This window comes from Prosthecobacter debontii (assembly GCF_900167535.1).
Lineage (GTDB): Bacteria > Verrucomicrobiota > Verrucomicrobiia > Verrucomicrobiales > Verrucomicrobiaceae > Prosthecobacter > Prosthecobacter debontii.
The window spans coordinates 247,485-269,619 of sequence record NZ_FUYE01000003.1 but is presented as its reverse complement, the minus strand read 5'-3'; the positions used below and the strand labels follow the sequence as shown (position 1 = coordinate 269,619).

Genomic DNA, 22,135 nt, shown 5'->3' with positions numbered 1-22,135 from the left:
TCATGCAACCTAAGACTACCGAACGCCTCATCTCCCTCCGCAAGAACAACCGCCGGATGCCTCGTCGCCGGATGGACATCCCGGTGGAGAAGCTTAACTATTCCAATCCTGAGCTCCTCGCTCGTTTCCTCACGGAGACTGGTAAGCTGATCCCCCGCCGTGTCACGGGTCTGCCAGCTTGGCTTCATCGCAAAGTGACCCGCGAAGTGAAGCGTGCTCGCGCGGTGAACTTGCTCCCCTGAGCCGTTCGATAGCGGTGCTGAAAATCTTTTCCCACTGTTGCTAGCTGCGGCAGTGGGAAATTTTGTTTCGTATATTTCCGGATGCCTTCCTCCCTCAAAGACACTCAGAACGAGCGGGATGATCGTAAAATCGCGATCGACCGTGTTGGCGTGAAAAATCTGCGCTTCCCTCTGCGCATACGTGATCGCGACCAGTCCCAACAGCACACCGTGGCTACGGTGACCATGGCTGTAGATCTGCCGCATCACTACAAGGGCACTCACATGAGCCGTTTTGTCGAGGTGCTTCATGCCCATGGCCGTGAGTTGACCGTCGCCAGCATAGCTGCCATGCCGCGTGAACTTTTGTCGCGCCTGAATGCCCGCAAGGCCCATGTGGAGATGCGCTTCCCCTATTTTCGGGCCAAGCGCGCCCCTGTGACCAAGGCTGAAGGACTTCTGGATTACGGAGTGGTGTTCGAGGTCAATGCCGAGGGCGATGAAGTGGACTACGTCGTCACCGTCGAGGTGCCTGTGGCCACGCTTTGCCCGTGCTCCAAGGCGATCAGCGAGCGTGGGGCTCACAATCAGCGTGGCTTGGTGACGCTCTCGGTGCGTTTCCGCCAGCCGATCTGGATTGAAGACCTCATTGAACTCGTGGAAGCCAGCGCCAGCAGCCAACTTTACAGTGTGCTGAAGCGCCCCGATGAAAAATACGTCACCGAAGCAGCTTACGACAACCCGGTCTTCGTCGAAGACCTGGTCCGCAGCGTGGCGCAGAAGGCTTACGGTCATAAGCAGATCAAATGGTTCCGGGTGGAGGCTGAAAACTTCGAGTCCATTCACAATCATAATGCTTGGGCCGTGATTGAGAGCCACAATCAGCCAGCGCTAATTTGATTGGAGAGGGCTGGCTGAATTCGGTCAGCTCAGTTTGTCGTCACAAAAATGAAGTCAACCTGGGGAGCGAACTCAACTCCACAGGTTCCTGTCCAGAGTGCGGTAGTTCACCGCTTCGAGGACGCAATCCGCATCGATTTTTTCCAAACCACGAAGGTCGGCCAATGTGCGGGCCACTTTCAAGATGCGGTCATGGGCGCGGGCACTGAAGTTCATATTACCCATGGCCTGCTCCATGAGAGCGCCCGACTCCGCATCCAGCTCGCAGTGCCGTTTGATGAGCCGCGGCGTCATGGCGCTGTTGGTGTGAATGCCTTTCAGACCTTGGAAGCGTTGGATCTGGATCTGCCGAGCTTGTTCGACACGCAGGCGAATGCTTGCCGAAGACTCCGCTGGCTCTGTTTGAGCGAGGGCTCGATATTCCACCAGCGGCACCTCCACATGTAGATCAATGCGATCAAGTAGCGGGCCGCTGATTCGCTGACGATACTTTAGAATTATGGGTGAACCACAACGACAAGCACGTTTGCTATCCCCATAGTAGCCACAAGGGCATGGGTACGTTGCCTTTTTTCTGGGCCACAATCCGGGCACCCCTACATTGCCTCGGCCCCCACGAGAAGCGGGTGAAAGGCTACCCAGACTCCCCCAAGACACTTGGGGAGCACCTTCGGAAGCGCCGCCTCGACCTCGGGGAGACACAGGAGCAGGCGGCTTCTCGGTTCGGGGTGACATTCACCTCCTACAACGGCTGGGAGGCCGACCGGATTGCGCCGAAAGTTTGGCAATGGCCCAAAGTGATCCAGTTCCTCGGCTACGACCCGACTCCAGCCCCCACGAATCTTGACCAAGCCCTAACATCCCTCCAGCGGCGTCACGGTCTGCCACGAGAGTTGCTGGCAGTTCGACTTGGAATCGAACGAAAGACCCTCTTCAATTGGCTCTCGGGCAAAACAAGCCCTTGTCCGAAAGCTCGACAACGGATTCTGAAATCCCCTCTTCTCGGTGCCGCTGCCCTCTTCCCATTCTTTAGCACGCAGACGACCTGAGATGCTCGCTCGGCGAGGCTTTCCCAGCCCAGAAGGACCATCAGGTCGGAATGGCCCTTTTTAAGATTCGTTCGACTGCCGTCGAGTTGATTCGATGCCGAACGAGGATTTCGCTCGCACAAAAATGTTCAGCGATTCCGCTCCGGGTCAGTTTCCTCTTCGCCGCCCAAAACAGCGCATCGCGAGAGATGTGAAGGGCATAGCCCAGCCTCTCAGCTTGTTCCTCCTTTTCTGAAGAAAATGACCTGACAGCGAGGCCGCCCAAGTTGATCACCTCATCTGGCTCGTGCTGGCACAAGTCGTGGCTGATCTCATGGAAGATGTTGCTCTCCCGACGGCAAGGCGAGTGTGTCGGATTGTTGATGATGAGACCCCCATCTCCGTTTTCCGCTTTGATCAAAACAGCCGACCAATTGTTTTTGCCGTCTCCGGTGAGGACTTTCAGGTGACCTTCAGAGAGTCCTGGAATCGCCGACGGCTCTATGACGCGGAATCCCATTCGTTCGGCCAGCGTCTCCGCAGGAATTCGATCATGCGGCTGAAGCTTGAGCGCAGCCCGCACATCAACAGAGAGCTTTTCAGCATCGGCCTTGAAGCCTCTCCCCATTCTGAGTTTCACATCGATTCCTAGTCGCGCGCACATGATTGTTCATTGAATGCCTCCACCCTTCATCCCCTTGTAGGCAAGTTCAATCATTGTAGCCAGCGCCTTCGCGGTGTCCGGCTGCAAAGTTCTGTCCGCACGAAGGAACGCGCAGATGCGTTCTGGAGAACTGATTTCAGCCCCAACAGTTCGCTCTGAGGCGCGTGTCTGGAAATCGTCAGGGGAAGCTTCCAGCCAGCGGCAGAGCCGCATGAAGGTGTCCACATCGGGGACATTTCCTTTCTCAACCCTCGACAGGGTTGGTGCGCTGACACCGCCAATTTCGGCGGCAACATCCCGCAGGGGCCGCCCGCCTCGCTTTCTTGATACTAGTGCCGCCAGCTTCTTCAGGTCGATTTCGTGTGATTCTGCCATTTTGTTTCTTTAGTGAATGTGTTTCATTGATGAAAAAAATCCTTGCACGCCTTCACGGGGAGTCTATATGTAATACCAGTGAAACGATTTCACGAACGCAATAAAGACACCAAACCCCATCCCCTACAAGAAAAAAATGAACCCGAAGCAGTCCAACAATCAGCATGTGGTCCCTCACAAGGGGGCCTGGGCAGTCAGAGCAGAAGGCAGCGAACGCGTGACTTCGCGTCACACGACGCAAACGGCAGCTATCGGTGCCGCACGGACCATCGCTCAAAACCAGAAAAGCGAGATGTTCATCCACGCGAAGAACGGCCAAATCCGCGAGCGAAACACCTACGGCCCGGATCAGTGTCCGCCGATTGGCTAATCCACAATCCAACCTCCTGAAACCTCAAGACAAGCATTTATGAAACCAGAAGATAAACCCGACAATCGCGGCCCCGAAAAGGTCACCATTACGATCAACAACACCCCCTACGAGGTGCGGCCCGGAATCCACCCGGTGGCGCAGATCAAGACGATCCCGAATCCCAACATTCCCCAAAGCGATGTCCTGTGCCAACTCGTTGGCACCGAACTCAAACCGCTCGACCACAACGCTCGCATCGACATCAAGGGCGGCGAGGTTTTCGCGAGCCACTGCCCCAGCGGAGGAGCGAGCTGACAATGCCCGACGCCCAACAGATCGCAGAGCTTAAGGCTCTCTTTCCAAACCTGTCGTTGGCCTCGGAAGGCGGCGTCGAATTTGTTCTCATCGAACAGTTCACGCTCCCTGAGCACTGCCAGCCGCGTGAGGTGAAAGTGCTGCTTTGCCCCCATGACCGTGACGGCTATCCGTCGCGCCTGTTCTTGGACCAAAAAGTCGCGCACAGAGGGAAGGGCACCAACTGGAACCCAAACACCGGGAGCCATATTCTGGGTCAAACATGGTGGGCTGTCTCCTGGAAAACAAAGGCAGGGCTAAGCCTTGCGCAGATGGTGATTGATCATCTGGCCGCATTCCGTGAATGAAAGTGACCCTCAAGATATCACGCAGTCTGCTCGCCAAAGGCTTAGACGACCTTGAGCGCCCCCACCCTTTCGCGCACGAAAGGCTTGGCTTCTTTTCGCTCCGCAGGTCAACCCGGAACAACCACACCGTCCTGCTTGCCACGGATTACCACGAGATTGCCGACGACCTCTACATCCGCGACCCTCACTGCGGGGGAAGGATTGGCGGAGAGGCAATCAGACAGGCAATGGGGAGATCCATTGGAGGAGGTGTCGGCCAGCTCTGGGTTCACACGCACGGGCGAAGTGGGGTCCCGGTGGCGAGCGCCGTCGATTGCCGGGAGGGGCCGCGAGTCGCACAGAGTTTGGCCAACGCGCACGCCTCATCATTTCACGGGTGGGCGGTGCTCTCTGAGGACGGAATGTGCGGCGAAGTGATTGCGCCGGGTTCGAGCATTGCCCCAATCCAAGACTTCTCGGTTGTCGGGTTTCCGATGCTCCTCCCAGACCGTTCTCCGCCGCCACGGAAGCGCGGATTTCTAGACTTCTTGAGGCCATTTGAGGCCGTTGACTATGACCGGCAGAGTTTCCTCGGCGAAGACTCTCAAGCCATTTTCTCGAAAGCACGCATTGGAGTCGTTGGCCTTGGCGGGGGCGGCTCTCATGTATGCCAGCAGCTAGCACATATCGGGTTTCTCAACCTGGTCCTCTGCGACGATGACCGGACCGAGAAGACCAACCTCAACAGGCTCATCGGGGCAACGATGCGCGACGCGATCAAGCGCAGGCACAAGACCGCTATCGCAGCGCGCCTCATCAAGGCGCTCCACTCGTCTGCTGTGCTCAGCGATGCGCCCGCCTCGTGGGAGGAAAAGCGCGAGCAGTTGCGAGAATGCGACATCGTCTTCGGCTGCCTGGATTCATTTCGCGCCAGACGCGACTTGGAGGCGTTTTGCCGCTCCCACCAGATTCCGCTCATAGACATTGGAATGATGGTGCTGCCCGACCGAAACGAAATCAGCGGTCAGGTCGCCCTTTCGTTGCCCGGCGAGTCGTGCCTGCACTGCCTTCGCGTGCTCACACCGGAAAACCTGGCCGAGGAGGCGCAGGGCTACGGCGCGGGCAAGCAACCGCAAGTCGTGTGGCCGAACGGCATTCTCGCGTCTGCCGCAGTCGGCTATGCGGTGCAACTGTTGACCGGCTGGTCCGGCAAAGCGCCGCACGCAAGACTCGACTACCGAGGCTCCACCGCGACGCTCTCGCCATCAAACCTCCTGCCGCTTCTAAAGACCATCCCATGCAGCCATTACCCTCTGGACGCATCAGGCGACCCGGTTTTCAAGAGGCTGTGACGCTCCCCTGAGCTACTTGCTCTTCCTCCATTCCCACGGGGCGGTCTGGTCTTTGCCGCCCCACAGACCCAATCGCATCTTGCGGGCTTTGATCTCTGCTGATTCGAGCGTGGCCTCTTTGCTGTACTTCACGAAGAACCACGCCATTCCCCTCTCGACCATGGCGAGGTTCACCCAGACATCGCCGACGAAGATGTTCCCGAGCGTCCGCCTGTAGCGGTCCTTCCCGGTTTCCTCCAGCCGCACAGTCTTACCAAACACCAAGTCGGAGAGCGCCTTCTTGGAGGCTGCCCCGAACGGCTGCTTCAGCTCGGGCGCGTCGATGCCTTCGAGCCGGACCTTGATCTGCGTTTTGTCTGGCGTGAGGAGCGTGAGCGAGTCGCCGTCGTGCACGCCGACCACCTTCCCTGTGATTTCGCTGGCTTCCAAGCCGGTCAGGCCTAGCCCGACCGACATCCAGGCCGCGACGAGCAGTAGGCCGAAATTGTGAAATTGAACCACGACAGCCCACTTTCACACCGACCGATTGACCCGCCAGAAAGAAATTTCACCGTCGCCGATTATTTTTTCGCGGCTGGAGACTAAATACATACATGAGCACGAAAAACACGACCTCTAGACCACCATCCAACAACTTCCTCAACTGGGACGACCAGTCGAAGATCGACGCGCCTATCTACCGCTTCATGCCGTTCGCGCGGCTGCGTGAAATGGCCACAGGCAAGAAAAACTGCCTCGTCCGCACCAAGCTTTGGGACGACCCCTTCGAGAACTTCCTGTTCTCGGCCACCGCCCTCGACGAGCACGGGAACCGCATCGGTTTCGGGATGCGAGACGACCTCTACGGCCAATGCTGGACCGACGCCGAGGAAACCGACGCGATGTGGCGAATCTACAGCCACGAGAAAGACGGCGTCCGGGTTCGCTGCACGCCGCGAAAGCTTCTGTCCGGCCTCTACAAGAGCGAGGGCAAGTTCCGGGACATATCCTGCTTCATCGGAAAAGTCTCGTACCATTCTGAGGATGCTATCCGCGCCTCGATAACCGACCCAAAGTTTGTTAACGCGGCCGCGTTCGACACCTCCGGGGTGAACCAGTGCAAGACCTTGCTCCTCAAGCGCCTCGCGTTCTCGCACGAGAGCGAGGTGCGCTTGATTTACCTTAGCCCAAACAAGCGCAGCAGCGCTGAAGACCGGTTTTTCTACCCGCTCGACCCGCTCTTGCTCTTTGACGAGATCGTGCTCGATCCGAGACTGGAAGATTCCGCCGTCGCCGCGCACCGCGCCGATCTCGCGACTCTCGGTTTTAACTGCACGGTTCGCCAGTCTGACCTCTACCGAATCCCGAATCTGGTCGCCAGACTCAGCTAGCCCAAGCAGAGCAGGGCACCGACCCGAGCAGAAGACTCCTGCCGCCTACTCTGCCGCCGGGGCATCGTCCCCAGACGCGCCATCGTCGGCAGGAGCAGACTCCTCGCTGGCGGCATCACCGTCACCAGCGGGCTCTGGGTCGCCTTCAGAGGGCACCTCAGCCGGGCTTTCTTCCTCGTCACCAACAGACGCTTCCGGCGGAGCATCTCCGCTGGACTCCTCGCCGCTGCCGTCATCGGCCTCGTTGTCAGAAACCGGCTGCTCTCCGGAGTCCAAGGGCTCCTCGTCCGATCCTTCTTCGGGTTCCGCATCCGACGGACCATCTTCACGGGGAGCGCTCTCGGGAACGTCTGCGTCGCGCAGCAGAATCTGCAGCTCGGCTTCGGTGATGCAGGTCTCGCCGACGCAGAGGGTTTCGGTCTCGGTGCGCTGGGTCTTCACTAGCGTCGCCAGACCCTCCACTTTGGCCACGAGGTCTTCTACCACCGCCCACACCGCCTTGAGCGCCTCAACGAGCGCCGCGACGATTGGCTTGACCGACAGCGAGAGGTAGTCGCCGCCATCCGAAACCGCCTCGGGGATGACCGCCTGAACCTCCTGGGCGATGAAGCCGAGCTCGCGCTGCGGGCCGTACTTCTCTTGGTCGCGCCAGTCGAAGGTCACGCCGCGCAGGGTGAGAACTTTTTCGAGTGCCTCGGCAGAGGACACGGCCTCGACGTTCTCCTTGAGATTCGCATCGGACGGATCGCGGATGAGGTTGCCGTTGGCGTCCACCGTAACGTTAGTTGCGCCGCCACCGAGCGTCGCCGAGTAAACGGAACCGGAACCCGCAACACGGAATATTTCAGACGCGCCGTTGAAGAAAACGTACGCCGTTTGACCTGCGTTAGTCCCCACAAATTGCAGGTTTCCCGTGGCGTTCGACTCCCGCGCAATTGTGTAGTCAAACGTGCCATCAGCGCTACCTGCAATTCTGATTCCTTGAGCTGGCGCTGCCAGCCCCCCCACATTTCCAACCATTAACCCTGGGACGCCCTGCGAGATGAGGGTAGCGCCATTTGAGGTCACGGGACCGTTAAAGTCGTAGCCAGCTTGTCCGGCGAGCCCGCCCGAAAAAACTAGGTGGCCGTTCGTAACCCCATCCCTGCCGATGTAGTAGTCGCTGCCATTTCCGTTGCCGATGGAAAACTGCTGGTTCGTTGCCGTACCATTCGCGGTGACAACAGTGAGCTTCGCCCCAGGAGTCGTGGAACCGATACCGACATTTCCCTCCACAATTAAACCATTTGTAGGTGCGGCGGTTTGAAAATATGAGCTTCCGATTGCTGCGTTACCATTTACAGATAGTCTTGACGCGGGCGATCCGACTCCACCGTGAGCATACACACCCAAGTTGCTATTAACATAAGTTGCTCCAGCGCTTGGGCTAAGTGTGATTCCGCTACCTGCATACAGGCTCAATCCCGAATCAGTATTGATGCCAGCCGATGCTCCTCCCGCATCCCACACAAATCCTATTTTCCTATCGTACGTGGAATTTTGAGAATAGATCGTGTAGTTGGTGCTTCCCTCGGAAGAACTTCTCACGCTCAGGGGACCCGTGGCGTTGACATTCCCGTCAAAGTATCCGCTGCCGACAACAGATAGCTTTGCGAAAGGAGAGGTGGTGCCAATGCCGATGTTGCCGACGACCAAGGTGCCTAATCCTGATGCCCCGTCTGTCACCTTTAGGACTCCGGCTGCGCTTCGGCTCAGACCCGTATCGGGCGCATAATATGGCGCTCCCCACGTGACCGGGGTGCTCTGCGCCAATTGAATTGCACCAGAGCCGTCGCCGGTGTCTAAGATCCTGTAGGCGCCGCTGGCACCATCGAGCTTCCCAACTCCAGAAATTTGGCCAAAAAGGAAATTGACGCCCCCGATGCTGCCATGCCCTGGCAGGGAGAAAGTGTTGCCCCAGGTCGCGTCGCGCAGCACCGAAAACGCGCTAGTACCGTTGTAGCTCACATCCACGAGCTTCGACTGGTCCGCGCTGGCTGTGTTTGTCACATCGACTACCAGTGCTCCAGGGAATGTCGTGCCTGAGCTGTTCCATGTCTGGCTCACGCGCAGCCCGCTGACGGCGGTCGTCGCCGCGCCACCCGCAACATCAAGCTTCGCGCCAGGCGTTGCCGTGCCGATACCCACGTTGCCACTCGAAAGGATGGTCATTTTCGCCGTATCGGAAGGCCCGATCATCACAGAGTTCAGCGTATTGTTTGTGATGCCCTGACCAAAGGCGAAAGCATTTGATTGACCGACGGAGTTGTTAAGCCCGTAAGCTCCTGAGTACGAGGTGGCTCCAATCGTATTGCCTCGCCCGAACGCGAAGCTCAAGAAGCCGTTGACGGTGTTGCCGCTCCCGACGGCAACGCTGGCCGTGCTGTTGGCGACGCTGTTCCCTATGCCAATCAGGGTGTTTCCGTACCCTCCCGTCGAAAGCCCGGCAGGCCTGATGTCGATGTTGTCATCGAACGAAAGGTAGCCGGTGAGGTTCTGGTTGCCAGCGACGGTGAGTCTTTGGGACGGCGTCGTTGTTCCGATACCGACACTACCCGCCGTCGTGATCGAGAGGAGCTGGCCTGCCCCTGTCTCGAAGTTGAAGTTGTCCCCAGTGGATGAGCGCGTACCCAGGTACCACGTATCTGCGGCGCTCGGGTTCTGGAACTTGATGCGCGCCAAGCCGCCAGACTCGTTGACGTTAAGCGCGGTGCCACCAGAGACCGTGAGCTGGCCGAAGGTGCCTTCGTTCGCGGACACCTCAGCCGCCTGGAAGCCGCCGTCCTGGTTAAAGTAGTAGGCGTCGCTGCCCCCAACGGTGAAGACCCAGCCCCGCTCGCCCCCGTAGCCACGCAGCCGGATGCTGTCTTCGCCCACAGAGTTGCCAAACACCAAGCGGTTCGAGTCCGTTCCCGACGACACGAGGCGCAAGTTGCCGCCGACGCTCAATACCCCCGAGGAGTTGAGCGCCCCGACGGTCATCGTGCCCGATACGTGCGCATCACCCTGGACGGCAAGCGCCTGGGTCGGGGTCGAGGTGCCGATTCCCACGTGTCCGCCAGCAGTCAAACGGAAGAAGCTGGTGTTTGAGTTGCCGAAGACGTCGATAAGCGGATTCACCTGACCTGGCGTTGACTGGAGAAGGAACGCCGTCTGGCTAGGATCCGTACTCTGTATCGCGAGCTTCGCGGAGGGGGACGTGGTTCCCAGGCCAATTTCGCCCGGGGCAATGATCTTGTCGCCGACGGTTAGCTGCCCGCCCTGAGTGATGGTCGTATTGCCAATGACGGTTAGGCCGCCGCTGATGGTTGTCGTAGCGAGGTGCGACTCGCCTGTTACCACAAAGGCAACAGAGGGACTTGTCGTCCCGATCCCAACGTTGCCGCCCACGTAGCTCAGGCCGCCCGGGACGCTGTCCCACTGCGACGAGACGATGCCCGCCCCGACGCACACGCCGTTGATGGCGTAGCAGCCCTCGTCGATGTCGAGGCCGTTCGCGAAGGTCGATGTGGCACCGCCGCTCACGGCGAGCGAGTTGAGCGAGGCGTCAGACGAGCCGCTTGAGATAGCCGTGACGATGGACTCGTCGGTACGCTCCCGCTCCCGCTCTCGGGACCGGGCCGCCGACTTCGGCGAGTAGTCGCGGGCGGGCTGGTAGCTACCCTCGAAATCGCCGATCTCAGCCTCAAGCAGGCCGACGCGCTCCAGCAGCGACAGGAGGGCACTTTGGTCGGCGGGTTCCTCGCGAACCACGATGCGTTCGATGACGTGCTCGGTTACGGCATATTCGGCGGGGACACCCGTCGAGACGACCTCGACGACTTCTGGAGGTTCCGATTCCGGCGGAGGCGTGACTACAGGCGTCTCAACCTCACAACCCCACCAGAGCCAGTCGAGCCAGCCGCAGCGCAATTCGAGAGCCTCAGCAGCGGCAGCGGCGTTCCGGCTCCCGAACGCGACAGCTGAAATTTGAGCTAGGCGCTCCCTCGTCGCTTGGTCTCCCTGAAGGACCGTAGCCGCAGGCGCGAGCGCTGCCAGCGCGACTAGCGCAACCGTCGCGAACTTGGCAAGCCCCATGCGGCGAATTATCCCACAGGAGCGAGCGTTGCTGAAATGACAGACTCTGTGATTTTCCACAGGCAACGAAGCAAAAAAGAAAACCTCCCGACAGACTCGGGAGGTGATGGTCATGCCTCGGCTTCCTCGAACACCGTGGTATGGGTGCCGAGCACGAAGTCGGTGGCTTTCGCGGCTTGGCTCGCAGCGATCACCAACCACCGCCTGTGGTCCGGCTCGCGCAACGCTTCGAGCCAGCACTGAATGTAGGCGGCGGACTGCGCGTGCTCATCCGGCACGATACCCGCCTCCATCCCGAGGTAGGCCGCGCCGATCTCGGCGACCAGCTCCTCCTGCGAGTAAACCTTGCCGCCGAACCCATCGCTCTCAGTGAGCGTCTTTCGATTCAGGCGAGACTGATGCCCGGTGGCGTGAATCAGCTCGTGGAAGAGCGTGAGGTGGTAGCTCTCCGCGCTCTCGAACGAGCCGAAAGCTGGCATGTGAACCGTGTCGGTGTAATGCCTGTAGAACGCCGAATCCCGACGCCCTTCCATGATGACTGGACGGTTCGGCATGTCGGCCACGATTTGCTCTGCGGAGGCGATACGCGCTGATTCTGGTAATGAAGCCGGAGCCTCGGGCGGCTCAAACTTAATTCCCTCGGTCTGCACCGTGTTGAAGACCACATACCTTCGGAGGTAGTAGCGCGATCTCTGGTTTTGTCGTTTGGCCTGATCGTCCGTGTCTTCGCTGCCAGGTGTGAACTTGCCCCAGTTGACCACCATCGAGCCGTGCTCCCCCTTGCGGACGGTTCCGCCGAGAGCCTGCACCTGCCGGTAGGTGAGCCAGAACGGCGAGGCAAAGCCGGACATGCCCAGCAGTAGCAGGTTCACGCCTCGGTAGCACCGGCCCGTCTCGTAGTTGCGAGGCTTGCCCGTCTCGCGCCGCCAAGGCCGATGCCAGGGGACAACGCCATTTTCCAGATGCTTGAGGATGGTTTCCGTGACGAGTTGGTAGGGATCGGTCCGGCCACTCCTCGTGTCGGCGCTATCAAGCGCCAGGGCGGTTTTCGTATTCATATGAATGAGCTTCTTCTTGGGTTTGATGGTCAGATGAAGCCCGCCTCATTCGGCGAGATGGGCTTCGCGCCGACCACCAGCCCTTCTCAGCGCCCTCGGCTGTCCCCGTCAGAGCCGCGCCCCCTCCACGGCTCATCGTCATTCGTCCACCGTCGGCGTCGAAGCCATTCGGAGAGCGAGACGGCTCCCGGCTGGCTTTCCCCTTTCGGAGTTGCTTGGTTCAATGCCGCCCCGTCTCCCGCCGCGCCGTTCAGGTTCAGATTCTTTTTTGTTTTGGTTAAGTCGGGCAGTCTGTCGGAGCCTCTGACCAGCCTGTGCGAGGCCGGTAAAAGAGCCTGAGCGACCGCTGGCATCCTCAGCTTCTCGATGATCTCGGCGGGGGCGTTCGCCCAACTGGTGGCAATCCCCTGCCGCACGGATGGGTTGAGCGTCTGGTATCGGGTGAAGTTCACAATCCCGATCCAGTTCCCACGGCGCACGATCTTTTCGTCAGACTCCAGCCGGTCTAGCTGGGCGCTGACCTCGCGGGCGGTGAAGCCGGTATCGAGCACGATTCGCTTCACCGCGATTTCGTAAACACCCCCGCAGTTGGTCAAGGGATTCGTGAGGAGGTAGAGGAACAGAAGCTTCGCGTTCGGACTCAACTGGGCGATGTAGGAATCATCCCAGAAGCGGGTATCCACGACTCGTCTCTTCGCCATAAAGCTTGTTTGCTAGTGCCCGCGCCTTGGTGCGCTTTCCACTTTCGACCAGCGGGGGCGCGTGCGCCGTCCGCCAGTGCGCCGCGAAAGAAGCGCGGTGCGGGCCAGTGATCAGAACTTGATAACCTGCTGTTCCGCTACCTCCTCACCCCTCGACAAGCGGCAGTTCGAGCACGGGCATGGTTCCGTGAAGCCTTGAAAAATCAGCCGCAGCAGCCGAATGAGGAAGCCACTTTTTTTGTGTGGCCGCTGCGCCTGATCCTGGCCGACGGGCACGTATTCGAGTTCCTGACGCTTGCGCATGGGCGAGGAGTTAGGGCGGGTAATGCTCGACCTGTCCCCCGGTTGTGCCGGGGAGCCTGGCGGCGGTCTCTCCCGTATCTTTCAGTGCCGCCAGGCTCCCCGACGCAAAAGGGCCGCTCCTTCATAGGAACGGCCCTCTCGCGCGCTGGAGTGGTCTGTCTTGACTTCCGACAAGTGGTATTGTGCGACACAATGCCCCCTAGAAGGAGGGGGCGTTATCCACAGCCCCCGTAAATCAAAACAATTTTGCGCAGCGAGTCGTCTCGCGTGTAAGTCTTTGCGCCGTCGGCGCTGGACACGAGACCGGACCGTTCCTGTGAGTAGGAAGGAGCTGGGGACTATTATAGCCCCCTCTCCCCCATCGTACAAGCAGGGCAGCTCAAGCCGCCAGCGCCAGCTCATCAGCCGTCGCGAATTGCCGCCGCGCGAAGTCTGAAAACTCCGGGCGGGACAGCTTGGTGTAGTGCGCGATGGTGTAGGGCGTGCTGTGTCCCACGAGCTGCGCGATGATCGCATCGGGCGTCCCTAGCTTCGCCAGCCGGTGGATGAAGGCGTGGCGAAACGAATGCGGGGAAACATGCCCATCGATCCCGGCGAGCTTGCTGGCTCGCTGGATGATCCGCTGCACCGTGCGCGTCGTGAGCGGCTGCTCACCGTTGCCGGACTTTTCCACGAGCAGCCAGTCAGTCGGTGCGTGCGAGTTGATCCGCGCGACAATGAGCCGGTGCAGAACCTCGTCTGTCCCGCGATTCCAGAAAACGCGTCGCCTCTGAACCGTCTTCTCGGTCCGAATCGTCGCGGACGCATCCTCTTCAATCTGGTCGATCTCAAGCTGCACGAGTTCGCCGACCCGCATCCCGGTGTCGTGAAGCAGCATCACGACAGCCAGATCACGGAGGGACTTTTCGCCCTCCGTCTGAAGAGCGTTCACCATCCGGCGATACTCCTGCTCCTCGATTGCCCGGTGCGAGCAGGCCATCGCCCTGCCCACACGGGCGAGGTACAATGGCATCCTCCGAAGCCTTCCCTGCTCTTGCCAAAAGCGCAGGTAGTTGTGGGCAATGTTCAACGCATACTCCACTGACTTCGGAGCAAAGCGCCCCTCAAGGCTTCGAGCGTAGGCGACCCAATCGCCAACCACGATGTCCTCGGGCGCTTTGTCTATCTGTTCCTGGAACCGGCGTACCCAGATCGCGTATGTTTGCGACGCGCGAGGCGCGTAGCTGCGCTTCCACTCCAGGTATGAACTGATAAGGGTTTCGTTGTCTTCGCCTTCACGAACGAAGGCGCTTTCAACCGGCCCAAACCCTCGCAGGTGGGGCCGACGCTTCGTCAGATACATAGTTGCCTTGTTAGGCGTGTAAGTAACCTCCGGGAGTTCTCCCGTCTGATTGCCGAAGTGCGCGGGCCAAAGACCGCTCACCAGGATACCTGGGTCTATCTCTTTTCCACTACATTAAGAGTGGATTGTCAATGTTCGGCCCGGAGGCCGGAAGGCAGTGAAGCGTACCTTCTCCCCCGCTGTCAAAGCACCGCCGAAGACGGCGGGCATTTGCCCTGCCCATGACGCCACCCCGACAACCACGGTATGTCGGGGTGGCGACGGCGCTCAGCAGCGCCATTCCCTTGTAAAACAAGAGGATTTCTACTTCCCATGTGTCGGCCTCACGGCCCGACTTGCCGCTGCTTCCTAGCGGCTATCGGGCGAGCCGGGGACGAACACGATCCCCGTCATCGCCAAGCAGCGGCAAGTCGGGCCGCGACGCGGTCACGACACATGGGGAACTAGTTTTTACGACGGGTTCCCGCCTGTGGCGGGACCACGGCTTTTCACGACTGGTTCTCCTGCCGCCTACCCACGCGCACATCGGCTCATTGTTCGACCGCTCCGCCCGCTGGCCCACCTACGCTCACTCGCAACCGATCCAATGAGCGCGACCACCGGCCAGCTAAACGAGGGTTCCACTCACGAGGTGCGGCAGCAGTCGGGCAAAGCCCACCCCCTGCCTCTGACGGGTTCACCCACATGGCGGGTGGATTTTCAACAACCGGTTCAACTACCCTTAACGAAGGGTGTACGACGGGGTAACTACCGGCCCACGACTGCTGAACGAGGGATGGCCATAGGCGTGACTGATTTCATCGCAGCCTCAACTCAGTGGCATGTTGGCGAACTTGCTGCATCTTCCCGCAAGCCTACACCCCTATGAAGGATTGCATCTTCTGCCAAATTACTCGTGGTGAAGCTCACGCCCACACCGTCTGGGAAGATCCAGACCACATCGCCTTCTTGTCCATCTACCCAAATACTCCGGGTGCTACCGTGGTTATTCCGCGCCTGCACTACCCGAGTTACGCATTTGAGCTAGCTGATTCTGTTCTCGCAAAACTCACAGTTGCGGCGAAACAGGTTGCTCTTTTGCTGGATCACAAACTGCCAGGAGTGGCTAGAACTGGATTGATATTCGAGGGGTATGGCGTGGATCACGTTCACGCAAAACTCTTTCCGATGCACGGCACCGGGAGCAGCAGCTCGTTTCGACAGATCAACTCGAACGTGGATAAGTTCTTCACGGCTTACGAGGGCTATCTTTCCTCCCACGACTGGAAGCGAGCTGATGATCGGGAGCTTGCCCGCATCGCTCAGTTAATCCGAGAATGATGGACTTGCTATAATACGACGGGCTAGCTCTTCACCTGAAGCCCGCGCTTCGGGTATCGGCGGCAGCTACTCTCCTCCCCGGCTCCACAACAATGGTTTGCCGGTATTTGCGTTTCCAGCCTGTTCGCAAGGGGGCTTGTCACGCGGCGCGGTGAGGGCAGCCGCCTCCGATATGACCTCCATCTACCTCGGCCAGCGATTTGGTTACGCTGGCATCAACTCACCTTTTCGCTTCCGAACTCGGGACTTCCTTCGGCATGTCTATGTCCTGGGCAAGACGGGGATGGGCAAATCAACCCTGCTCCAGCTTTTCATTCATGGTCTCATCGAAAACGGCGACGGCGTGGCAATCCTCGATCCACACGGCGATTTGGCGACGTGGGCGCTTAACGCCGTCCCCGCCTCCCGCCTCGACGATGTGGTTCTGATTGATCTATGCGACCCGGACTTCGCCCCAGCCCTCAATCTCGTCTCCTGCGCCATCCCAGAGTCTTCCAGACCCCGCGTTGCCTCGGCGCTGGTGTCAGCGTTCCGGCATATCTGGGCCGATAGCTGGGGGCCTCGCCTCGAATATATTCTCTACCACGCTGTTCGCGTCTTGCTGGATTGCGAGAATGTGAGTCTCGTTGCTCTCCCGCGCCTGCTAACCGACGATGCGTTTCGAGCCTCTGCCGTGCGGCAGTGCCGCGACCCCTTTGTCCGCTCGTTTTGGAGCACTGAGTATGACGCTTGGGATAGACGTTTTCGCACGGAAGCGATTGCCCCCATTCAGAACAAGCTCGGTCAACTTGTCGCGATTCCGAGCGTGCGCCAGGTGCTCGGGCAGGTACGCCTCCGGGTGAATTTTGCAGATGTCCTGCAAGGCGGCCGCATTTTGATCGTCAATCTCGCCAAGGGCGGACTTGGCGACGATGCGTCTCGCTTGCTTGGAGCATTGATCACCTCAGTTCTGAGCGCCACGGCAATGGAGCGCGCTTCGCTTTCTCAGGATGAGCGGCGAGAGTTCGTTCTTGTCCTGGATGAGGCGCAGTCATTCCTCTCGGACACGCTTGCGTCGATTCTCTCCGAGTCCCGCAAATTTGGCCTCGGCCTCGTGCTAGCGCACCAGTATCTCGCGCAGCTTCCACCTTCAGTCCAAGCGGCAACTCTTGGCAACACCGGCACCACTTTCGCCTTCCGAGTATCTGGCGAAGATGCCGACAAGCTCGCAACCAACTTCGGCACATTCGCGCCGACACAGTTTATTGAGCTGCCGCCCTTTACCGCCTTGGTCCGTCCAATTGATGGAGCTGGCTACCCGTTTCGCCTGAAGATCGAACCGATCATTGTTGATGAGTCGAAATACACAAGAATAATTCGCAACCGCTCAAGGCAGCAATTTTGCACCTCGCGATCAACGGTTGAGGCGAAGCTTAACCGGTGGGCTAGCGTGCTTTGACCCCAAGAGATGAGGTGGTAGCCTGACTTCCTGTGAGTGATTCGGAGAAGCTGCTGATCGTATTGCTTGTCGCGGTAATTCTGGACAGCGCAAAAGCGGCAATAGGTGGCGCAGAAAAATCGCTGATCTGGGCCATTGTGCTTTGGGCTTTATTCGGTTTTTGGCCGATGGTTTTGGTTATAATGGCATTTTGGCTGATGATCGAAATTATCGATTGGTTCTTTTAGTCGCGCTAAAGAGACACTGAATTTGATAGAATAGCGGAGTGCGAATACCGAGGCTGAGGAAGCCACGGTTCACACGCTCCCCTTCTGACACCATTCGGCTTACCGGACGGGATATTCACATTCTTGACTTGGCAGACCGCTACCGGGTCGTCCGCTCCAGTCATCTCGCCCCGCTCATTGGCGGGAGCCACCAGCACTTTATACGCAGGGTGGGGAAGCTGTTCCATGCTGGTTACCTACTGCGCCCCAAGTCGCAGCTCTTACTGGATGGACAGCGCAACGCCCCGATGGCGTTTGCCATCACTTCCACCGGCCAGAACGCCCTACGCGACAACGGGCTTCCAACCTTCGCGACGCCCCCGCGATTCCGCTCCGCTGGAGTCGCGCTGAGCCTTTCACACTCTCTGAGAGTCAGCGAAATCGTCTCTTCATTTGAGCGATGCGCCGCTCTTGAAGGCTTGAGGTTTCTTCCGCATCACGAGTGGTCAGGCATTCTGTCGCGGGATTTTTCGCCTAGAAGACGCCATCTTCGCTGGCGGATCAGGTTCGTTCTCGATGGTGAGTCTGCTCAATACGGCCTGATGCCCGACGCTGGCTTCTCAATCCAATTGCCGGGCGGCCTGGAGTCATTCTTTCTTCTGGAAGCTGACAGGGGCACGATGCCTATTTCCCGACGCGATCCAAACCTGTCCTCCTTTCGGAAGAAGGTGATCGCCTACAAGGCGACGAGGCAAATTGGAGTCCTCTGGAGGCGCTACCAGATTCCGGGGTTCCGGGTGCTGGTTGTCGCCGACTCCGCGAAGCGCCTTGCATCGATCCGAAGGGCGACAGCCGCCTGTTTCCAACGCGGAGATACGACCATGTTTCTCTTCTCCACCGCGACCGAAGTAGCCGCCGATCCGTTTGGCACCTGGATTTCATGCGCTGGCCGGAAGGTTCCCCTGCTACCGGGAGTGCGCCCCTGTTCATGGTAAAATGGATGTCGAGGAAGCCACCCCAGCCGACGCGCTGGGTGGCTCTTTCCACATCAACCAAAAAACAAATAGCCGAAAGGAGTTCATCCATGAGCACCGCAACAATGCCTCGCGGTGACTTCGTGGACTTCAAAGAAGTGAAGTCGCGAATCACCATCACACAAATACTGGAGCGCTACGACTTGATCCGCACCCTGAAAAGGAGCGGTGACAGGCTCTCCGGCCCATGCCCTATCCATAGGGGAACCAACCCCACGCAGTTCCGCGTTTCCGTCAGCAAAAACTGCTGGAACTGCTTCGGCAACTGCGGTCGAGGTGGAAACATCATCGACTTTGTTTCCTTGCGGGAGGGGCTTCCTTTCCGTGAGGCGGCGCTCTTGCTTCAGGAATGGTTCATGCCCGACAAGGCCGGCTCCACGCTTGCCGAGTCATCTGTCGTGCATTCCCGTCGTTCCCACGCGCCCTCTCCCCCACTGCCAGAAGGTGCCTCGGGGCAGCAGGACGCGAGCGAAGACGACGAAGCGGGCGAGAACCCGCCTCTCTCGTTTGAACTCAAAACCCTGAAGGCAGACCACCCTTACCTTGGGGAACGCGGCCTGACCGGGGCGACGGTCCAAAGCTACGGCCTCGGCCTCTGCGGGAGAGGTTGCCTGCGAGGATACATCGCGATTCCCGTCAAAAATCGTGACGGCAAACTTGTCGCGTACATCGGACGCTGGCCGGGAACGCCTCCGGAGGACAAGCCAAAATACAAGCTCCCTAAGGGCTTCAAGAAGCGGCTCGAACTCTTCAACATTGATCGTGCCGTCCAAGTCCCAGATGAGCAGCCGTTGCTGGTTGTCGAGGGCGTATTCGACTGCCTGCGGTTGGTTCAGCTTGGCTACCCGCGAACCGTGGCGCTCCTCGGATCGTCACTGTCAGCAAGGCAGGAGATTCTGATTCGTGATGCCGTAGGCGAAGGCGGTCAGGTGTGCCTCATGCTCGACGCTGATGAAGCAGGGCGACACGGGGCGTCTGACGCGGCGAGCCGACTATCCCGGTCCTGCTCCGTGCGGGCCTTGGACATCGGAGAGTACCGGCACCAGCCGGAGCAGTTGGAGAAAGTCGAAATCGAAGCACTGCTTCGCACCCGCTGACCGCCATGGATGTTCATTGCTCCGCCTGCGGAGAGCCTTGGGACAGTTGGCACCTTTTCCAAGACGCCATCTACGAGACGATGCTCCCTGAAGACGAGGCGCACGGGTGGGGACGGCTGCCGCAAAGCGAACGGCTCTCCCCTCACTACCGCGCCGCGTTCAAGGAAGCCAGTTACGAGTTCGGCAAGACGGTCATGCATCTGATCCGGTGCCCTGCCTGCCCTGCCGACGCACAGCCCAACGCAGACCGCACCGCGATCAAGCACGCCGTCGAGGAACTGCTTGGCGACGATCTCGACGCCATCGCTGCCACCTTCAACGACCACAACCTATGAGCGACAAAAAACCAAAGTTCATGCTAGGCAGAACCCTCGCCACGCCAGGGGCGCTGGAGGCTCTGACTCCCGGCGACATCAATAATGGGATGTCCCGACACTCATGCGGCGATTGGGGCGACCTCTGCCCGGAAGACATCCAGGCCAACGAGGAAGCTCTCCGGCACGGTGAACGCCTGCTGTCCGCCTATCACGGTCGGAATCAGACAAAGTTCTGGATCATCACTGAGGCTGACCGTAGCGCTACCACTGTGCTGCTGCCAAGTGAATACTAAGCATCACTTCGCCGCCTCAATCGAGGCGGTTTTCTATTTGGAAGATAGCGGCAAGTCGTTGCTTGTTAGGCCTACCCGCGAGTAAACCCAAGCCTAAAATACTTCGCTCCAACGACCTGCGGCAATCGCCGCTGACGCCGCTGTCCTAATAGCGCTCCGATCCCGCGCAGTGAGTTCATCCGATACGACGTTGTTTGAGTTGGCCGGGTCCACAATTCGACACACTTCAATATTCTCACGCAAATGAGAAAAAACTGTCAACAGTTGATGCTCCAGGTCGGGCGATGTTGTCCCCTCCAATGCCCTGATCGTCAGCAGCTCCAGGATCAGCGACTTTTTAACGGGCACATTATTCCGAGTTCTCCAGAGTTTCATGAGGCGGATGGCATCTCTTCGGCCGCTTTTCTTCACTGTTTCGATGTGGACCTTGATGCTAGTTTTCATTGAGGAGTCTTTGTCGTTTCGATAAAGATTTGCCTCCCTAAATGTCTTGTCCAACGCCCGGCCCGGAACAACATCAATGTGGAAGCCTCCCTTAAACGAGATTGTCCAGGCAACCCCTTTAGAGCGGGCAGATTTCCACTCATTTTGCAATACTTTTCCGACCGCATCGAAGATGCCCTTTAGCGTATAGCCACAGTCGTCAGGCCAATACGCGACAATATCTAAATCAAAATTCTCTCTGATAATTGTCTGCTTCCCAAATGAACCAGCGTAGTAAAAACGAGGGTTGCCATCCAAGCGAGCAACAGCCCTCTGAATAGCCCTTCCGCAACGTTGAAGTGTCTCAACTTCTTCAGGCCTCAAATCTTGCTCGGCGAGCAGTTGTTTTAGGTAAGCGTGGTTGCTCATTTGCAATGTTCTCCCAAAAGCAAGCTGGCTGTATATGCCGAACCGCCTGCCTGACGGAATTCATATAACTGAACAAGCGGGGTCATTGTTGGGTTCAATTGTTGACCAACCTTGATCGCGGCTGGAGCTGGACCAGCAAAGAAGAGATGCCATCGTGAGGCTTCAGGATAATAACTTTGAATCGCCCCAAACAAATTCGCCACAGCAGCGCCCAGCTTTTCAAGCTGATCGGAAGATTGAAGCCAATGCACGCTCGGTTCTGAAACGGCGATATCTATTAAACCAAGAAGCAGTTTCTTATCGATAGGCAGCTGAGCAGATCGAATTCGAGCACTTAGATTGAAACATATTGCTACTTCGCCTTTCTTGAGGGTGCTCTTTTTCGGCATGCCGCTGATCACAAAATCCCCCGATCCCCGCTTGTCTTTTGGCCAACTCCACTGCCCACGCGTTCGATGGTGTTGGAACAATCGGACTCTTGGGCGGTTGGTCAGAAGGTAACCGACGAGTATGCATACTGACACAGGCGCAAGAGGAAAGACTGCGAACCGACTCTCAAAAGAGTCTCCTTTTGATAGGAATCTGCGAACGGTCTTTTCTATAGATTTGTAAAGTTTTCCCCACGGCTGACTTGATGGTGCGGTTAGAACCGTTGGGGGACCTTTTGGATGATCAGGCGAGAGCGCAGTCTCGGCGTGTGTCGCATCAATAGGATAGTCACCCTGCACCAGGAGGACGCGCCAGGGCGTTGCACTGCGCCCACGTTCAGGCAAAGATGCCCGAACCCATGCCTCATGCTCAGCGCGAAGCTTTTTGATGGCCTCGACCGTGTTCGTTACTTTTTGGCCGTCAAAACGAGCGTGGCAATTTTTGCAAAGAAGAATCAGATTATCGTAGCTATCTCTCTCTTTAGCCGTCAAGGCTGCGTTAGAACGTGGCCCGATATCACTCGATGCGGCGATGTGTGCAATATCTCCAATGACCACGATTGGGTCATAGCTGGTAGCATCCACGATCAATTCAGCCCGACATTCGGGCACCGCGCAGCGCCCAGCAGAACGCCCCCACAGAATCTTGAGTGTCTTTGCGCTGTAATTACGAGCGGACGAAACAGGTTCGCAAGGAGGCTTCCGAATCTGTTTTTCTGTCATCATT

26 protein-coding genes and 1 pseudogene are annotated in these 22,135 nt (G+C 58.4%); 15 read left to right on the top strand and 12 right to left on the bottom strand.

The features are described 5' to 3' along the window. Window positions 1–2: 2 nt before the first annotated feature. Both rpsR and folE2 read left to right on the top strand, forming a co-directional pair. Window positions 3–242, top strand: coding sequence for a 30S ribosomal protein S18 (gene rpsR, locus B5D61_RS05990; RefSeq protein WP_078812414.1), 240 nt, complete (start codon window positions 3–5; stop codon window positions 240–242). An 81-nt stretch (window positions 243–323) separates the two neighbouring features. After that, complete coding sequence (gene folE2 / locus B5D61_RS05985; RefSeq protein WP_078812413.1) at window positions 324–1,121, top strand: GTP cyclohydrolase FolE2; 798 nt, start codon at window positions 324–326, stop codon at window positions 1,119–1,121. A 72-nt stretch (window positions 1,122–1,193) separates the two neighbouring features. On the opposite strand, the gene B5D61_RS05980 is transcribed toward folE2, so the two are convergent. Together B5D61_RS05980 and B5D61_RS27060 are read right to left on the bottom strand one after the other, a co-directional pair. Further along, window positions 1,194–1,562, bottom strand: a complete 369-nt coding sequence (locus B5D61_RS05980) for a magnesium chelatase subunit ChlI family protein (RefSeq protein ID WP_245846476.1) — start codon at window positions 1,560–1,562, stop codon at window positions 1,194–1,196. Between the two features lie 33 nt (window positions 1,563–1,595). Beyond that, window positions 1,596–1,715: pseudogene (locus B5D61_RS27060) on the bottom strand (ATP-binding protein); the annotation flags it as partial. Between B5D61_RS27060 and B5D61_RS25605 the strand changes: the two are divergent. Further along, window positions 1,676–2,170 carry a helix-turn-helix transcriptional regulator gene (locus B5D61_RS25605; protein WP_139373095.1) on the top strand — a complete coding sequence of 165 codons (495 nt, stop codon included), beginning with the start codon at window positions 1,676–1,678 and terminating at the stop codon, window positions 2,168–2,170. The pseudogene B5D61_RS27060 and the gene B5D61_RS25605 overlap by 40 nt on opposite strands. 40 nt (window positions 2,171–2,210) lie before the next feature. Here B5D61_RS25605 and B5D61_RS27195 read toward each other — a convergent pair whose 3' ends face one another. Together B5D61_RS27195 and B5D61_RS05970 are read right to left on the bottom strand one after the other, a co-directional pair. Then, complete coding sequence (locus B5D61_RS27195; RefSeq protein ID WP_425440067.1) at window positions 2,211–2,669, bottom strand: ImmA/IrrE family metallo-endopeptidase; 459 nt, start codon at window positions 2,667–2,669, stop codon at window positions 2,211–2,213. Window positions 2,670–2,819: 150 nt separating this feature from the next. Continuing rightward, complete coding sequence (locus tag B5D61_RS05970; protein ID WP_078812410.1) at window positions 2,820–3,188, bottom strand: helix-turn-helix domain-containing protein; 369 nt, start codon at window positions 3,186–3,188, stop codon at window positions 2,820–2,822. A gap of 136 nt (window positions 3,189–3,324) precedes the next feature. On the opposite strand from B5D61_RS05970, the gene B5D61_RS05965 reads away from it, so the two are divergent. Genes B5D61_RS05965 through B5D61_RS05950 form a run of 4 tightly spaced genes read left to right on the top strand, consistent with a single transcriptional unit; the run spans window position 3,325 to window position 5,533 of the window. Further along, a complete protein-coding gene (locus B5D61_RS05965; RefSeq protein WP_078812409.1) occupies window positions 3,325–3,558 on the top strand; it encodes a DUF2188 domain-containing protein in 234 nt (77 codons plus the stop codon). A gap of 39 nt (window positions 3,559–3,597) precedes the next feature. Next, the gene (locus B5D61_RS05960) at window positions 3,598–3,855 is read left to right on the top strand and encodes a hypothetical protein (protein ID WP_078812408.1); all 258 of its coding nucleotides are present in this window, start codon (window positions 3,598–3,600) and stop codon (window positions 3,853–3,855) included. A gap of 2 nt (window positions 3,856–3,857) precedes the next feature. Further along, on the top strand, window positions 3,858–4,202 hold the full coding sequence (locus B5D61_RS05955) for a hypothetical protein (protein ID WP_078812407.1): 345 nt from the start codon (window positions 3,858–3,860) through the stop codon (window positions 4,200–4,202). Next, a complete protein-coding gene (locus tag B5D61_RS05950) occupies window positions 4,199–5,533 on the top strand; it encodes a HesA/MoeB/ThiF family protein (RefSeq protein WP_078812406.1) in 1,335 nt (444 codons plus the stop codon). The genes B5D61_RS05955 and B5D61_RS05950 overlap by 4 nt, the downstream gene beginning before the upstream one ends. A gap of 12 nt (window positions 5,534–5,545) precedes the next feature. Here B5D61_RS05950 and B5D61_RS05945 read toward each other — a convergent pair whose 3' ends face one another. Further along, a complete protein-coding gene (locus B5D61_RS05945) occupies window positions 5,546–6,034 on the bottom strand; it encodes a thermonuclease family protein (protein WP_217698923.1) in 489 nt (162 codons plus the stop codon). A gap of 92 nt (window positions 6,035–6,126) precedes the next feature. Here B5D61_RS05945 and B5D61_RS05940 point away from each other — a divergent pair, with 92 nt between their 5' ends. Continuing rightward, window positions 6,127–6,903: a DUF2971 domain-containing protein gene (locus tag B5D61_RS05940; RefSeq protein ID WP_078812405.1), complete on the top strand. Its 777-nt coding sequence runs from the start codon at window positions 6,127–6,129 to the stop codon at window positions 6,901–6,903. Window positions 6,904–6,948: 45 nt separating this feature from the next. On the opposite strand, the gene B5D61_RS05935 is transcribed toward B5D61_RS05940, so the two are convergent. The 5 genes from B5D61_RS05935 to B5D61_RS05915 all read right to left on the bottom strand — a co-directional run bounded on the left by B5D61_RS05935 (window position 6,949) and on the right by B5D61_RS05915 (window position 14,423). Then, window positions 6,949–11,133 carry a tail fiber domain-containing protein gene (locus tag B5D61_RS05935; protein WP_078812404.1) on the bottom strand — a complete coding sequence of 1,395 codons (4,185 nt, stop codon included), beginning with the start codon at window positions 11,131–11,133 and terminating at the stop codon, window positions 6,949–6,951. Then, on the bottom strand, window positions 11,130–12,077 hold the full coding sequence (locus B5D61_RS05930) for an ArdC family protein (protein ID WP_078812403.1): 948 nt from the start codon (window positions 12,075–12,077) through the stop codon (window positions 11,130–11,132). The genes B5D61_RS05935 and B5D61_RS05930 overlap by 4 nt, the downstream gene beginning before the upstream one ends. Before the next feature lie 86 nt (window positions 12,078–12,163). Then, a complete protein-coding gene (locus tag B5D61_RS05925; RefSeq protein ID WP_078812402.1) occupies window positions 12,164–12,778 on the bottom strand; it encodes a hypothetical protein in 615 nt (204 codons plus the stop codon). A gap of 111 nt (window positions 12,779–12,889) precedes the next feature. Continuing rightward, complete coding sequence (locus B5D61_RS05920) at window positions 12,890–13,081, bottom strand: hypothetical protein (RefSeq protein ID WP_078812401.1); 192 nt, start codon at window positions 13,079–13,081, stop codon at window positions 12,890–12,892. 379 nt (window positions 13,082–13,460) lie between these two features. After that, entirely contained in the window at window positions 13,461–14,423 is a 963-nt protein-coding gene (locus tag B5D61_RS05915; RefSeq protein WP_139373094.1) for a tyrosine-type recombinase/integrase, read from the bottom strand. Window positions 14,424–15,287: 864 nt separating this feature from the next. Between B5D61_RS05915 and B5D61_RS05910 the strand changes: the two genes are divergently transcribed. The 7 genes from B5D61_RS05910 (at window position 15,288) to B5D61_RS05880 (ending at window position 20,128) form a co-directional block, all read left to right on the top strand. Next, window positions 15,288–15,743 (top strand): HIT family protein, encoded by a 456-nt coding sequence (locus B5D61_RS05910; RefSeq protein WP_078812399.1) that lies wholly within the window; start codon window positions 15,288–15,290, stop codon window positions 15,741–15,743. Between the two features lie 172 nt (window positions 15,744–15,915). Next, a complete protein-coding gene (locus B5D61_RS05905; protein WP_078812398.1) occupies window positions 15,916–17,181 on the top strand; it encodes a type IV secretory system conjugative DNA transfer family protein in 1,266 nt (421 codons plus the stop codon). A gap of 32 nt (window positions 17,182–17,213) precedes the next feature. After that, window positions 17,214–17,408: a hypothetical protein gene (locus tag B5D61_RS05900; protein WP_078812397.1), complete on the top strand. Its 195-nt coding sequence runs from the start codon at window positions 17,214–17,216 to the stop codon at window positions 17,406–17,408. Between the two features lie 38 nt (window positions 17,409–17,446). Then, a complete protein-coding gene (locus tag B5D61_RS05895) occupies window positions 17,447–18,382 on the top strand; it encodes a replication-relaxation family protein (protein WP_078812396.1) in 936 nt (311 codons plus the stop codon). Window positions 18,383–18,471: 89 nt separating this feature from the next. Further along, window positions 18,472–19,518 carry a CHC2 zinc finger domain-containing protein gene (locus B5D61_RS05890; protein ID WP_176159245.1) on the top strand — a complete coding sequence of 349 codons (1,047 nt, stop codon included), beginning with the start codon at window positions 18,472–18,474 and terminating at the stop codon, window positions 19,516–19,518. A 5-nt stretch (window positions 19,519–19,523) separates the two neighbouring features. Continuing rightward, a complete protein-coding gene (locus B5D61_RS05885) occupies window positions 19,524–19,853 on the top strand; it encodes a hypothetical protein (protein ID WP_078812394.1) in 330 nt (109 codons plus the stop codon). Continuing rightward, entirely contained in the window at window positions 19,850–20,128 is a 279-nt protein-coding gene (locus B5D61_RS05880; RefSeq protein WP_078812393.1) for a hypothetical protein, read from the top strand. The genes B5D61_RS05885 and B5D61_RS05880 overlap by 4 nt, the downstream gene beginning before the upstream one ends. A 93-nt stretch (window positions 20,129–20,221) precedes the next feature. Here the strand turns inward: B5D61_RS05880 and B5D61_RS05875 are convergent, their stop codons facing one another. Beyond that, window positions 20,222–20,980: a nucleotidyltransferase domain-containing protein gene (locus B5D61_RS05875; protein WP_078812392.1), complete on the bottom strand. Its 759-nt coding sequence runs from the start codon at window positions 20,978–20,980 to the stop codon at window positions 20,222–20,224. Continuing rightward, on the bottom strand, window positions 20,977–22,134 hold the full coding sequence (locus B5D61_RS05870; protein ID WP_078812391.1) for an SAVED domain-containing protein: 1,158 nt from the start codon (window positions 22,132–22,134) through the stop codon (window positions 20,977–20,979). Before B5D61_RS05870 ends, B5D61_RS05875 begins: the two co-directional genes overlap by 4 nt. Between the last annotated feature and the right edge of the window lies 1 nt (window position 22,135).

Coding starts and splice junctions, on each gene's coding strand:
- B5D61_RS05920 (WP_078812401.1), bottom strand. CDS start 13,081: ATGCGCAAGCGTCAGGAACTCGAATACGTGCCCGTCGGCCAGGATCAG.
- B5D61_RS05940 (WP_078812405.1), top strand. CDS start 6,127: ATGAGCACGAAAAACACGACCTCTAGACCACCATCCAACAACTTCCTC.
- B5D61_RS05875 (WP_078812392.1), bottom strand. CDS start 20,980: ATGAGCAACCACGCTTACCTAAAACAACTGCTCGCCGAGCAAGATTTG.
- B5D61_RS05905 (WP_078812398.1), top strand. CDS start 15,916: ATGACCTCCATCTACCTCGGCCAGCGATTTGGTTACGCTGGCATCAAC.
- B5D61_RS05915 (WP_139373094.1), bottom strand. CDS start 14,423: ATGTATCTGACGAAGCGTCGGCCCCACCTGCGAGGGTTTGGGCCGGTT.
- B5D61_RS05965 (WP_078812409.1), top strand. CDS start 3,325: ATGAACCCGAAGCAGTCCAACAATCAGCATGTGGTCCCTCACAAGGGG.
- B5D61_RS05870 (WP_078812391.1), bottom strand. CDS start 22,134: ATGATGACAGAAAAACAGATTCGGAAGCCTCCTTGCGAACCTGTTTCG.
- B5D61_RS05880 (WP_078812393.1), top strand. CDS start 19,850: ATGAGCGACAAAAAACCAAAGTTCATGCTAGGCAGAACCCTCGCCACG.
- folE2 (WP_078812413.1), top strand. CDS start 324: ATGCCTTCCTCCCTCAAAGACACTCAGAACGAGCGGGATGATCGTAAA.
- B5D61_RS05935 (WP_078812404.1), bottom strand. CDS start 11,133: ATGACCATCACCTCCCGAGTCTGTCGGGAGGTTTTCTTTTTTGCTTCG.
- B5D61_RS05930 (WP_078812403.1), bottom strand. CDS start 12,077: ATGAATACGAAAACCGCCCTGGCGCTTGATAGCGCCGACACGAGGAGT.
- B5D61_RS05925 (WP_078812402.1), bottom strand. CDS start 12,778: ATGGCGAAGAGACGAGTCGTGGATACCCGCTTCTGGGATGATTCCTAC.
- B5D61_RS05910 (WP_078812399.1), top strand. CDS start 15,288: ATGAAGGATTGCATCTTCTGCCAAATTACTCGTGGTGAAGCTCACGCC.
- B5D61_RS05885 (WP_078812394.1), top strand. CDS start 19,524: ATGGATGTTCATTGCTCCGCCTGCGGAGAGCCTTGGGACAGTTGGCAC.
- B5D61_RS05960 (WP_078812408.1), top strand. CDS start 3,598: ATGAAACCAGAAGATAAACCCGACAATCGCGGCCCCGAAAAGGTCACC.
- rpsR (WP_078812414.1), top strand. CDS start 3: ATGCAACCTAAGACTACCGAACGCCTCATCTCCCTCCGCAAGAACAAC.
- B5D61_RS05890 (WP_176159245.1), top strand. CDS start 18,472: ATGAGCACCGCAACAATGCCTCGCGGTGACTTCGTGGACTTCAAAGAA.
- B5D61_RS27195 (WP_425440067.1), bottom strand. CDS start 2,669: ATGGGATTCCGCGTCATAGAGCCGTCGGCGATTCCAGGACTCTCTGAA.
- B5D61_RS05970 (WP_078812410.1), bottom strand. CDS start 3,188: ATGGCAGAATCACACGAAATCGACCTGAAGAAGCTGGCGGCACTAGTA.
- B5D61_RS25605 (WP_139373095.1), top strand. CDS start 1,676: ATGGGTACGTTGCCTTTTTTCTGGGCCACAATCCGGGCACCCCTACAT.
- B5D61_RS05950 (WP_078812406.1), top strand. CDS start 4,199: ATGAAAGTGACCCTCAAGATATCACGCAGTCTGCTCGCCAAAGGCTTA.
- B5D61_RS05955 (WP_078812407.1), top strand. CDS start 3,858: ATGCCCGACGCCCAACAGATCGCAGAGCTTAAGGCTCTCTTTCCAAAC.